Below are 11,914 nucleotides of genomic sequence, written 5' to 3'. Positions count from 1 at the left end.
AGATTTCTGTTTTTTTTTAATCTTTAAATTATTCAATCTTATAATTTTAAAAAGTTGTTTAAAACTTGCTCTCCAACATCTCCACTCTTTTCAGGATGAAATTGTGTTCCGAAGAAATTGTCTTTCTCTAAAGCCGATGAATACTCTAATTCATAGTTTGTAGTTGCAATGGTCTCCTTGCAAAGTGGCGCATAAAAACTATGCACCAAATACATATATTCATTCTCAGCAATGCCTTTGAACAAATCCGATTTTAGATTGTAAATCGTGTTCCAACCCATCTGAGGTACTTTCACTTTGGAAGAAAACTTGACTACATCCACATCAAAAATCCCCAAACCTTTTGTATTCCCTTCTTCAGAAGATTGGCACATCAGCTGCATCCCCAAACAAATCCCTAAAACAGGCTGCTTCAAAGTTGGAATCAAAGTATCTAGTCCGCTTTCTTTTAGCATTTTCATCGCATAACTCGCTTCTCCCACGCCAGGAAAAATGACTTTATCTGCCGCTTTTATCTCCTCAGGATTGTTACTCAAAACCGCTTTGTATCCCAATCGTTCTATGGCAAACATAATGCTTTGAATATTTCCTGCGCCGTAATTTATGATAACTATTTTCATTATTTTAAGTTAGATGTCAGAAGTTAGATGTCAGAAGTTTCTAATTTCCCACTTCTAACTTCCCATTTATTTTAGAGCATTCCCTTCGTACTTGGTAAAATCATTTTCTCTGTATCGCGTTTTACGGCTACTTTTATAGCTTTGGCGAAAGCCTTGAAAATCGCTTCGATTTTGTGGTGTTCATTGGTGCCTTCCGCTTTGATGTTGATGTTCGCTTTTGCCCCGTCTGAAAAGGATTTGAAGAAGTGATAAAACATCTCAGTTGGCATTTTTCCTACCATTTCACGCTTGAATTCAGCTTCCCAAACCAACCAATTTCTTCCGCCAAAATCAATCGCCACTTGCGACAAACAATCGTCCATTGGCAAACAAAAGCCATAGCGTTCAATCCCTAATTTATTGCCTAAAGCTTTAGCAAAAACTTCTCCCAAAGCAATAGCCGTATCTTCAATAGTGTGGTGTTCGTCTACTTCCAAATCACCTTTTACCGAAATTTCCAAATCCATTTGTCCGTGACGCGCAATTTGGTCCAACATATGGTCAAAAAAAGCAATTCCAGTGTCGATTTTGCTTTTTCCTGTTCCGTCCAAGTTCAGCTGAATGTTGATATCGGTTTCATTCGTTTTTCTAGCAATACTAGCCGAACGAGCTTCTAATTTCAAAAATTCATAAATCGCTTTCCAATCGGTAGTTTGCAAAGCGATTACGGCCTCTAATTCTTCTTCTTTACTAGACAATTCTGCGGCTCCCAATCCTTCTTCTTGCTTCAAGAAAATGGCTTTCGCTCCAAGATTTTTGGCCAATTCTACATCAGTCAAGCGGTCGCCCAACACAAAAGAATTCGCTAAATCATAATTCGGATTGTTAATGTACTTGGTCAACATTCCCGTTCTAGGTTTACGCGTTGGCGCATTATCTTCTGGAAACGAGCGGTCCACAAAAATAGCATCAAACAAAACGCCTTCGTTTTCAAAAGCTCTCAAAATAAAATTTTGCGTAGGCCAAAACGTATCTTCAGGAAAACTATCAGTTCCCAAACCATCTTGATTCGTAACCATCGCTAATTCATAGTCCAATTCCTTGGCTATTTTCGCCATATATTGAAACGCCTTCGGGTAAAATTCTAATTTGCTCAAACTGTCCAACTGATACCCTTCTGGTTCTAAAACTAGCGTTCCGTCACGGTCTATAAAAAGTACTTTTTTCATTTATTCTAATTTTTACTCTCTTTTTTTTTTTACAAACATGAAGTGTTCTCCTTCATTTGTTTCATTTTCTCTTTGGCAGTATTTTCGTCTATTTCTTTAAAATAAATTAATGTTGTAAATAAACCTGTTTCATATACTAACTCATAATATAATGATTTTGCAGATTCAACTTGAACCTCAATGTACGGCATACCATTTTTGAATGTTTTTAAGTCTTTATTACCATATTGAAGCTTTAAATTGTGCCTACCTGAAGGAACTTCATGTATAGAATATCGTTTGTATTTTGCCTTACATACAAATTTATCATCAATATAAAATTTAAAATTGGAAAAAGTTCCTCCCCAGCCTGATGAACGAAGAAAATAAATTTTGCCAGTTTCATCTGCTTTAGTGGTTTGCGCTTTTATTAAAGTTGTAAAACTTAATAAAATCAAGAGAATTAACAACCATTTTCTATGTAGTAGAATCATATTTTTTTTATTTATTAAACTAATAAAGCTTCTATCAATTTCTTATTTTCTATTTCTGTACCTATCGTCAATCGCAAACAATTGTCGCAAAGGGGTTGCGTAGTTCGGTTACGAATCACAATTCCTTTTGCAATTAACTCATCGTATCTTTTGTTCGCATCATCCACTTTAATCAATACAAAATTCGCTTCTGTTGGATAAACAACTTCAACAAAATTTACTTTAAGTAATGCTTTAAGTAAAAGTTCTCTTTGCGCTATAATAGAATTAATTTCTAATTCAATTTTAGCTGGTTGTTGCAAACGTTCAATCGCTCTTTGCTGCGTTAATTCATTAACATTGTAAGGCGGTTTAATTTTATTCAACACTCCAATAATAGCTTCTGAAGCATAGCAAATTCCGAGTCGGATACCTGCCAACCCGTAGGCTTTGGACAAGGTTTGTGTAATTACCAAATTAGGATAGGCGTCCAATTCGTTCACCCAACTCGATTTGGTAGAGAAGTCGATATAGGCTTCATCAATAACCACTAATCCCTTGAAATTATTCAATAAATACACCACACTTTCGTCCGAAAATGAGTTACCCGTTGGATTATTTGGTGAACACAAAAAGATGATTTTCGTATTGGCGTCAACCGCCTCCAAAATGGCTTCTACATTGGGTTGGAATTCATTGGTCAACAACACTTCTTTATTGGTAACATCATTCAAATTGGCCAAAACACTATACATTCCATACGTTGGCGGCAATGTAATAATGTTATCGATTTTAGGTTCACAAAACCCTCTAAACAATAAATCTAATACCTCGTCGCTACCGTTTCCTAGTAGGATTTGTTTCTTTTGCAAGCCTTTATTTTGCCCTAAAATCGATTTTACCGATTGTTGCTGCGGGTCTGGATAACGATTTACGCCATTTTCAAACGGATTTTCATTCGCATCTAAGAAAATCATTTGAGCGGTGTCAAAATCTTCAAATTCGTCACGAGCGGAAGAATAAGGTTTCATTTGTTTTACATTCTCCCGAACTAAATTATTTATATCAAAACTCATTACTTTAATCTTTAAATATTTACATCTTTCAATCTCAACGTCACCGCATTTTTATGGGCTTGCAATCCTTCAGCATCCGCCATTAGTTCAATTGCAGGTCCTATGTTTTGGATGCCTTCAGCTGTAATTTTTTGAAACGTCATTGATTTTAAGAAACTATCCAAATTGACACCACTATAATTTTTAGCATAACCATTGGTTGGTAACGTATGATTCGTTCCAGAAGCATAGTCTCCCGCACTTTCGGGCGTGTAATTTCCAATAAAAACTGAACCTGCATTACCAATATTATTTACATAAAAATCTTCGTTTTTAGCGCAAATAATGAAATGTTCAGGCCCGTATTCGTCAATCAAATCTAAAGCAATTTGGTCATTTTCAACATAAATCAATTTAGAGTTTTCAATGGCTTTTGTCGCAATGGCTTTTCTTGGTAACACTTCCAATTGGGTTTGGATTTCAGTTTCAACCGCATCAATTAAGTCCTTTGATGTTGAAACTAAAATCACTTGGCTGTCAGTACCGTGTTCCGCTTGAGACAACAAATCCGAAGCTACAAAGGCCGGAACAGCTGTTTCATCAGCAACAATTAACAATTCTGATGGCCCCGCAGGCATATCGATAGCCACTCCAAACTGTGTCGCTAATTGTTTCGCTACCGTTACAAATTGATTTCCTGGTCCGAAAATTTTATACACTTTAGGAATTGCAGCTGTGCCAAAAGTCAACCCTGCAATGGCTTGAATGCCACCAACCTTCAAAATTTTAGTTACCCCACACAATTGAGCGGCATACAAAATGGCTGGATTGATTTTTCCTTTTTTATCTGGAGGAGAACACAGCACAATTTCCTTGCAACCCGCAATATTCGCTGGAACTGCCAACATTAAAACGGTCGAAAACAAAGGAGCTGTTCCACCCGGAATGTACAAGCCAATCTTTTGAATCGGACGTTTTTCTTGCCAACACGAAACACCTGAAGTAGTTTCTATGCTAACACGAGTCGTTTTTTGAGCAGCATGGAATTTCTCGATATTAGATTTTGCCAATTGAATAGCATCTTTTAATTCTTGCGGAATTGATGCGATTACTTCATTGATTTCTTCTGAAGTAACCTCAAGATTGGCTACTGCTACTCCGTCAAAAAGAGAAGTGTATTTGGTAATGGCTTCGTCGCCTTTTTTTTGCACTTCTTTAAAAATTTCTTTTACAGTAGCTTCTATATCATCTACTGTTTTCGTGGGTCTCTCTAAGAGGGTTGACCACGTTTCTGGTTTTGGATTGTATATTTTGTTCATTTTTATATTTTTAGTAAAATTCTAATTTTTAAAATTCCAAATTCCAATCGCTAAATTTGGAATTTGGTTTTTCAGTATTGAAATTTAAAATTTTATAGCACCATTTTCTCAATTGGGCAAACCAAAATTCCTTCGGCGCCAACTTCTTTTAATTGATCGATGACTTCCCAAAAGGTGTCTTTATCAATAACCGAGTGTACACTACTCCATCCTTCTTGAGCCAATGGCAATACAGTCAAACTTCTCAATACAGGAAGAATTTTGCCCACAGCATCGATTTTATCATTGGGAATATTCATCAAAATATATTTGGATCTCCTGGCTCTCAACACCGATTCAATTCTGAATTTCAAGGTGTCGATGATCTTCTGAGATTCCTTACTTACTTTGGGAGAAACGGCTAAAACCGCTTCACTTTTGAAAATCACTTCTACTTCTTTCAAATTGTTTTTGAACAACGTACTACCACTTGAAACAATATCTACGATTGCGTCGGCTAAACCAATGTTTGGGGCGATTTCTACCGATCCTGAAATTTGGTGAATATCAACCGTAACGCCTTTGGAATTAAAAAAATTAATTACCGTATTCGGGTAAGAAGTGGCGATTCGCATGCCTTCCAAATCTTTTACGGAAGTATAATTGAAGGATTTAGGAACAGCTACAGAAACTTTGCATTTCGAAAAACCTAATTTTTGAATTACTTCAATATTTTTTCCTTTTTCGACTAACAAATTATCGCCTACGATAGCAATATCTACTACACCATCGATAAGATATTGAGGAATATCAGAATTTCTCAAATACAATACTTCAAGAGGAAAATTAGAGGCTTCGGCTTTTAATTGATCGATACCATTGTCTATTGATATTCCGGCATCTTTTAGAATTTGGATACTATCTTCGTTTAATCGTCCTGATTTTTGGATAGCAATTTTTAGTGTGCTCATTTTAGTTTTTTGTTTAGGTTGATAAAATTTGAGTACAACTAGGAAGGTATAAAAAAAACCCGTTTGATGTACTCAAACGGGTTTTATAATATGATGATTTACAATCATACCATTAACACATCGCTTGAGAGCAATAATGTAAATGATGATGATGTAATTGTATCGTTAACATTGAATTTGTTTTATAACTGTGCAAATATAAAGAAATATTTTGGTTTAAAGTTATTTTTTTCAAACATTGTATTGTGGAATTGTTAAATCATAATGTTTTACAAATCAAACACTCGCTATTTAGTGCAGAATAACAAAAATAGCGAGTGTTAAAAAAAATGTAACTACAGTACTTAAATACTTGAATTAAAGTTGCGGACCAGCAGCTACCAAGCGTTTTCCTTCTTCAGTGTCTGTATATTGTTCGAAGTTTTTAATATATCTAGAAGACAAATCTTTTGCTTTGGTTTCCCATTCTTTTTTATTTTCATAGGTATCTCTTGGATCCAATATACCTTCTGTTACATTAGGCAAACTCAACGGAATAGTTAAGTTTAAGTACGGAATGGTAGTTGTTTTAGCTTTATCAATTTCTCCACTAATGATAGCATCGATAATGGCTCTAGTATTTTTAAGAGATATTCTTTTTCCTGTACCATTCCATCCAGTGTTTACTAAATAAGCTTTAGCTCCATGTTCTTTCATTTTTCCGATCAATGTTTTAGAGTACATTGTTGGGTGTAATGTTAAGAAAGCTTCACCAAAAGCTGGAGAAAATGAAGGTTCAGGCTCTGTAATGCCTCTTTCAGTACCAGCTAATTTAGAAGTATATCCACAAAGGAAATGATACTGAGCTTGATCCTCATTTAGGATAGAAACTGGAGGCAATACACCGAAAGCATCTGCTGATAAGTATATTATTTTTTTAGCATGTCCTGCTTTGGAAGGTAAAACTATTTTGTTGATATGATAAATTGGATAAGAAACCCTTGAATTTTCGGTTATACTACGGTCATGATAATCAATGTCACCATATTCATCCACTATTACATTTTCAAGCAATGCATCGCGTTTAATTGCTCTCCAGATGTCTGGCTCGTTGTTTTCACTCAAGTCAATTACTTTGGCATAGCACCCACCTTCGTAGTTGAATACTCCATTATCATCCCAACCGTGTTCGTCATCCCCAATCAAGTAACGTTTTGGATCTGCAGATAAGGTGGTTTTCCCAGTGCCAGATAATCCGAAAAACACGGCTACATCTCCATCCTCTCCTACGTTGGCAGAACAGTGCATCGAGGCCATACCTTTTAAGGGTAAATAATAATTCATCATGGCAAACATCCCTTTTTTCATTTCTCCACCATACCATGTTCCTCCTATGATTTGAATTCTTTCTGTCAAATTAAACATGACAAAGTTTTCTGAATTCAAGCCTTGTTTTTTCCAATTAGGGTTGGTTGTTTTTGAACCGTTCATTACGATAAAATCGGGTTCACCAAAATTCTGTAATTCATATATAGAAGGTCTAATAAACATGTTGGTTACAAAGTGGGCCTGCCAAGCTACTTCCATTACGAAACGAACTTTTAAACGGGTATCAGCATTAGTGCCGCAAAAAGCATCAACCACATATAATTTAGGCGAAGAGGATAACTGTGTTAAAACCAATTCTTTGCATTCGTCATACATTAATTTAGAGGTGGGAAAATTCACTTTATCATCCCAATAAATAGTATCTCTTGTTACATCATCCAGTACAATGTAACGGTCTTTTGGGGAACGCCCTGTAAAAATACCTGTTTTTACTGCTACAGCACCTGTAGAAGTTGTAGCACCTTTTTCATACCCTTTGCGTTTGGAAGAAACTTCTGCTTTGTACAATTCCTCATACGTTGGATTATGAACAACTTCGTGATATCCTGTTATACCTAAATTATGTAGTTCTTGAATGAGCTTAATATTTTTCATTGTATTGCTTTTTATTGATTTTGAACTAATTTATTTTAAAAATCTATTACTTTTTGACATTCAAATTTACTACTGATTTCCGTTGAAAAAACTGATATTTATCATAGAAACAGAATAAAAATCAACGAAAACGTTTTCAATTTCACTACTGGTTGCTAGGACTTTACAACGAAAACGATTGAGTAACAAATTTAGGAATTTATTTTAAAAAACCCTCATATCCTGACTTTTATCATAAAAAAAAATCTACAAAATTGATTTCTTTACACTTCTTTTAAAACTAAATTAAGGTAGTATGTTTGAATGGTTTGGAATATTGTTTTCTCCTACCGAGGAGCCTGAGATGACACAGTCGTTAATAGTTTTATTTCTAACTATAAGTATAGGATTTTTTGCAGGAAAACTTAAAATAGGCAAAATTTCTCTTGGAGTATCTGCTGTTATGTTTGTTGGACTTTATTTAGGCCACTTAGGGTACAGAATGCAAACAGATTTGATTCAGTTTGTAAGGGAGTTTGGTTTGATTTTATTTGTTTATGGAATAGGGATACAAGTAGGCCCTACTTTCTTTTCTTCCTTTAAAAAAGAAGGTTTGGTATTTAATGCCCTAGGTGTTGGAACAGTTTTTCTTGGAGGAATCATTACTTATCTCATTTATATTATGGCCAATTTAAAAATTGAAAATGCGGTAGGTTTAATGTCAGGTTCTGTAACCAATACGCCAGGATTAGGAGCTGCCAAATCCACTTTGATTGAAATTCAAAATCAATTGAATCTCTCAGCGGATTATTTTGCTGATCCCACAATTGCTTATGCTATTACCTACCCTATTGGCGTTTTCGGAATAATTCTTCTTATTATTATTGCCAAAAATGTTTTGAAAATTGATCCTGAAAAAGAGGTGCTTTTATTCAAAAAGAAGAACAAAGAACATGAGAATGCTATTGTTCGTCAAAAATGCAGGGTTACCAAAACGGAGGTGATTGGTAAGACTTTCAAACAAGTATTCAAAGAGTTCCACATTAACAATGTTATCATTTCGAGACAAAAACAAAGCGGTTCAAAAGTTGTTTATGCTCCATCTTTAGATTCTGTAATAAATGCAAAAGATGTTTTGATGGTAGTAGCCAAACAAAAAGACATTAACCATTTTATTGAAATTGTTGGTAAAATTTCTACAGATTTATTCATTGAATCTGAAGAAGATGTGACTACGAAAATTCTTAGTGTGACCCACAAAACAGCTGTTCATAAAACATTGGCAGAGTTGGATTTATACAATCAATTTGATGTAAAAGTTACTCGTGTAATTCGTTCTGGACTAGAAATTTTGGCACAACCCTCATTGGAGTTGTTTTATGGAGATACTTTGATGGTTGTTGGAAACAAAGAAGCTATTCAGGAAGCCGAAAAAATCATAGGAAACTCTAAGAAAATTTTATTAGAACCTGATTTTTTATCATTGTTTGGAGGTTTAATTTTTGGGTTAATCATTGGCTCTATTCCAATAATGATTCCGTCCCTTCCTGTTCCTTTAAAATTAGGTTTGGCGGCTGGCCCACTATTAGCAGCCTTGTTCATCAGTAGATATGGCGGTGTTGGAGTGATTCATTCTTATATCAACAATGGAGCCATACACTTTATGAAAGATCTTGGAATTTGTATGTTCTTTGCAGCAGTTGGAATTAAAGCTGGACACGGTTTTTATGAAAATTTTGTAGCCAATAATGGTTGGATGTGGATTTACTACGGCTGTTTTATCACATTTATTCCATTGACAATATTAGTCCTTGTTAGTCGTTTTGTGTTCAAGCTTAATTTTTATCAAATGGTAGGAATAATGAGTGGTTCCTATACCGATCCTGCAGCTTTGACTTTTAGCAATAAATACTTAGATTCTGATATCCCAAATCAATCCTATGCAACCGTTTATCCTTTGGTTACAATAAGTCGAATTTTGGTTGCTCAGTTACTAATATTACTCTTTGCGAGTTAATCGTATTTTGATTGTTTCAATTACAATAAAAAAGGATGTCATTGGTTTGACATCCTTTTTAGTTAGTACATCCTATAACTAATCCTTATCTTCCATTTGAACATCAGCTGGAATGGCTACGGATCTTATCTCTGTATGACGAATCTCCCCACCTGATGTTCCTGTTTGCTGTGCCAAAATTACAGCTACAATAGCAATAACAAGTGTTACATACGTTACCAATATTGATTTTATCGATTTTTTGTAATTCAAATACAATCCAAATAAAGAAGTAGCCGCTAATACATAAAGAGCAATGGCTAATTTTTCCGCCATTTCTTCGTGTTCGTGAATAATGTCGTGACCAATAGCAGGCATGTCTTCTACCAATTCCTCTGCTCCTTCTCCGGTTGCCATACTCACTGCAGCAAAAATAGCCGCTACAATAAACAGAAAAAATGCCGTATTCTTGACCGAATTGTTTTTTAACAACAACCCAACTACTAAAATTCCTAATCCTAAAATCGTCCCGATAATAGGAAAATGGTTCACCACTAGGTGCAAATGTGCTTCATTCATAAGTTTTATTTTTAAGTTAAATTTTTTATTCTGCTAAATCAAAAACGCCTTTGGTCAAAATTTTAGTAGAAGCGTTGATGGAAGTATTTGGAAGTATTTCACTAAAATCCTCATTTTGTTCTCCTAAAGATACAGCTAATTTCTTGAAGGCGTATCCATTTTTATTAGTAACCAAAACAAAAAGGTTATACTCAATTCGTGATTAACTTTTTTTTAAAAGCGAATGAATTGATGCTTATATAATCAGTCCCCAGTTCACAAATTATACTCAATTCAATCTAAATCAAAGTATAAATTATGCTCTTTTTAAACAAAAGAATAACGGTATTAAGAATCTTTAAAATATAAAACACTTTTTGATTTATGTTAAATTAATCAAATATGTAGCAATACTTTTAAAACTTACACCTTGGTTATCGAAAACTTAAGACTACTTTAGTTCCCTTACCAGTTTCACTAAAAATTTCGACATCCATTGGGAGTAATTCTGCAATTCGTTTCACTATAGAAAGCCCTAATCCAGAACCTTTTATAGTAGGATGATTGGTCGCATCAGAACGATAAAAAGGGTTGTAAATTTTATCCAAATCGGCTTTGGCTATACCAATTCCTTGGTCGGTAATGATGCATTGGGTGCCTTTTTCGTCTTTATTCAAATCAATTGTGACCACAGTATTTTCTCCAGAATACTTGATGGCGTTACTGATAATATTTCCAATTATTATCGCGACTAAATAATGATCGGATTCGATATAATAATCAGCAGTAAATTGACTAACAACGGTTGTTTTCTTTGATTTTATTTTTTCTGAATACATCGTCAAAGTATCCAAAATCAATGCGTTCAAATACACCTTTTCAATTTTTAATTGTTGTTTTTGATTTTCGAAACGCGCCAATAACAATAATTGATCCACCAAGTTATTTACACGATTGACTTCATTGATGCTGAATGCAATTTTTTCTTCGTATTCTGCTTGTGTTCTCGGTTTTCGAATCAATACTTCCAAAGTACCTTTCAAAACCGTTAGCGGCGTTCTTAATTCGTGTGAAGCATCCGAAGTAAATTGTTTTTCTCGCTCTACGGCATTTTCTATTCGATCCAGCAAATCATTGATTGTTTTGGAAAGCGTGTAGAGTTCGTCTTTGTTTTGGGGTAAAACGATGCGTCCTTTTAAATTATCTTTTGTAATGTTACTAGACGTTTCGGTGATGGCAGTAACGGGTTTTATGCTTCGGCCTGCAATCAATCGAGCAATCAGGAACAGCAAAATGAGTATTAAAGGAAAAGAAACAGAAAGAGTGTACCGTAAATTGTTTAAAATCATTTGAGCATCATCCAAAGACATCGCGATAAACAAATGTCCAACAATTTTTTTTCCATCATACAACGGCACCTGAATCTGACGAATGGGCTTTTTGTTGAGATATGTATCTATAAATTTGTTGTCAAAAGCGCTTTTATACATCTTAAGCTGAAGCCCTTTCAAATTAGGAGATTTGTCAATTAATTGATTATTACTATCAAAAAATTGAACAAAAACTGGGTTGACATTTACGGTATTGTGCTCTCTAGCTCTCCACTGATCGACTTGAATGAGGTAGGTATTGTTGCGATCGATTTCAATTTCTTCAATATGTTTTTGGACTTCTGTTTCAATATCTTCATTAATATGCGCATTCACATTGTATTTCATACTTTGATAGATCGCAATGAAAACCACAGAAATCAAGAGTCCTGTACTCAAAATATAGTGAAAGGCAATTCTGTCTTTGTATGAAAATGAAAACATA

At 34.7% G+C, this 11,914-nt stretch carries 11 protein-coding genes; 1 reads left to right on the top strand and 10 read right to left on the bottom strand.

The features are described from left to right. Positions 1–38 precede the first annotated feature (38 nt). From hisH to pckA, 7 genes are all read right to left on the bottom strand, one after another. Positions 39–620 (bottom strand): imidazole glycerol phosphate synthase subunit HisH, encoded by a 582-nt coding sequence (gene hisH, locus ACSVH5_RS00290; protein ID WP_438059469.1) that lies wholly within the window; start codon positions 618–620, stop codon positions 39–41. A 71-nt stretch (positions 621–691) separates the two neighbouring features. Further along, positions 692–1,828: a bifunctional histidinol-phosphatase/imidazoleglycerol-phosphate dehydratase HisB gene (gene hisB / locus ACSVH5_RS00285; protein WP_438059468.1), complete on the bottom strand. Its 1,137-nt coding sequence runs from the start codon at positions 1,826–1,828 to the stop codon at positions 692–694. A gap of 29 nt (positions 1,829–1,857) precedes the next feature. Then, entirely contained in the window at positions 1,858–2,301 is a 444-nt protein-coding gene (locus tag ACSVH5_RS00280; RefSeq protein WP_438059467.1) for a hypothetical protein, read from the bottom strand. A gap of 14 nt (positions 2,302–2,315) precedes the next feature. Next, on the bottom strand, positions 2,316–3,356 hold the full coding sequence (hisC, locus tag ACSVH5_RS00275) for a histidinol-phosphate transaminase (RefSeq protein WP_438059466.1): 1,041 nt from the start codon (positions 3,354–3,356) through the stop codon (positions 2,316–2,318). 11 nt (positions 3,357–3,367) lie between these two features. After that, positions 3,368–4,654, bottom strand: coding sequence for a histidinol dehydrogenase (gene hisD / locus ACSVH5_RS00270; RefSeq protein WP_438059465.1), 1,287 nt, complete (start codon positions 4,652–4,654; stop codon positions 3,368–3,370). A gap of 92 nt (positions 4,655–4,746) precedes the next feature. Next, positions 4,747–5,604 carry an ATP phosphoribosyltransferase gene (gene hisG, locus ACSVH5_RS00265; RefSeq protein WP_024981796.1) on the bottom strand — a complete coding sequence of 286 codons (858 nt, stop codon included), beginning with the start codon at positions 5,602–5,604 and terminating at the stop codon, positions 4,747–4,749. A gap of 357 nt (positions 5,605–5,961) precedes the next feature. Then, entirely contained in the window at positions 5,962–7,566 is a 1,605-nt protein-coding gene (pckA, locus tag ACSVH5_RS00260; protein ID WP_438059464.1) for a phosphoenolpyruvate carboxykinase (ATP), read from the bottom strand. 295 nt (positions 7,567–7,861) lie between these two features. On the opposite strand from pckA, the gene ACSVH5_RS00255 reads away from it, so the two are divergent. Then, complete coding sequence (locus ACSVH5_RS00255; RefSeq protein WP_438059463.1) at positions 7,862–9,562, top strand: putative transporter; 1,701 nt, start codon at positions 7,862–7,864, stop codon at positions 9,560–9,562. Positions 9,563–9,640: 78 nt separating this feature from the next. Here ACSVH5_RS00255 and ACSVH5_RS00250 read toward each other — a convergent pair whose 3' ends face one another. The 3 genes from ACSVH5_RS00250 to ACSVH5_RS00240 all read right to left on the bottom strand — a co-directional run bounded on the left by ACSVH5_RS00250 (position 9,641) and on the right by ACSVH5_RS00240 (position 11,913). Continuing rightward, positions 9,641–10,120 carry a hypothetical protein gene (locus ACSVH5_RS00250; protein WP_438059462.1) on the bottom strand — a complete coding sequence of 160 codons (480 nt, stop codon included), beginning with the start codon at positions 10,118–10,120 and terminating at the stop codon, positions 9,641–9,643. Positions 10,121–10,145: 25 nt separating this feature from the next. Further along, a complete protein-coding gene (locus tag ACSVH5_RS00245; protein ID WP_438059461.1) occupies positions 10,146–10,295 on the bottom strand; it encodes a hypothetical protein in 150 nt (49 codons plus the stop codon). A 238-nt stretch (positions 10,296–10,533) separates the two neighbouring features. Further along, positions 10,534–11,913, bottom strand: coding sequence for a sensor histidine kinase (locus ACSVH5_RS00240; RefSeq protein ID WP_438059460.1), 1,380 nt, complete (start codon positions 11,911–11,913; stop codon positions 10,534–10,536). Position 11,914 lies beyond the last annotated feature (1 nt).

Source organism: Flavobacterium sp. RSSA_27 (genome assembly GCF_051547125.1).
Lineage (GTDB): Bacteria > Bacteroidota > Bacteroidia > Flavobacteriales > Flavobacteriaceae > Flavobacterium.
The sequence above is the reverse complement of the archived record's forward strand: the minus strand, read 5'-3'. Positions and strand labels throughout refer to the sequence as shown.

Coding starts and splice junctions, on each gene's coding strand:
- hisH (WP_438059469.1), bottom strand. CDS start 620: ATGAAAATAGTTATCATAAATTACGGCGCAGGAAATATTCAAAGCATT.
- hisB (WP_438059468.1), bottom strand. CDS start 1,828: ATGAAAAAAGTACTTTTTATAGACCGTGACGGAACGCTAGTTTTAGAA.
- ACSVH5_RS00280 (WP_438059467.1), bottom strand. CDS start 2,301: ATGATTCTACTACATAGAAAATGGTTGTTAATTCTCTTGATTTTATTA.
- hisC (WP_438059466.1), bottom strand. CDS start 3,356: ATGAGTTTTGATATAAATAATTTAGTTCGGGAGAATGTAAAACAAATG.
- hisD (WP_438059465.1), bottom strand. CDS start 4,654: ATGAACAAAATATACAATCCAAAACCAGAAACGTGGTCAACCCTCTTA.
- hisG (WP_024981796.1), bottom strand. CDS start 5,604: ATGAGCACACTAAAAATTGCTATCCAAAAATCAGGACGATTAAACGAA.
- pckA (WP_438059464.1), bottom strand. CDS start 7,566: ATGAAAAATATTAAGCTCATTCAAGAACTACATAATTTAGGTATAACA.
- ACSVH5_RS00255 (WP_438059463.1), top strand. CDS start 7,862: ATGTTTGAATGGTTTGGAATATTGTTTTCTCCTACCGAGGAGCCTGAG.
- ACSVH5_RS00250 (WP_438059462.1), bottom strand. CDS start 10,120: ATGAATGAAGCACATTTGCACCTAGTGGTGAACCATTTTCCTATTATC.
- ACSVH5_RS00240 (WP_438059460.1), bottom strand. CDS start 11,913: ATGTTTTCATTTTCATACAAAGACAGAATTGCCTTTCACTATATTTTG.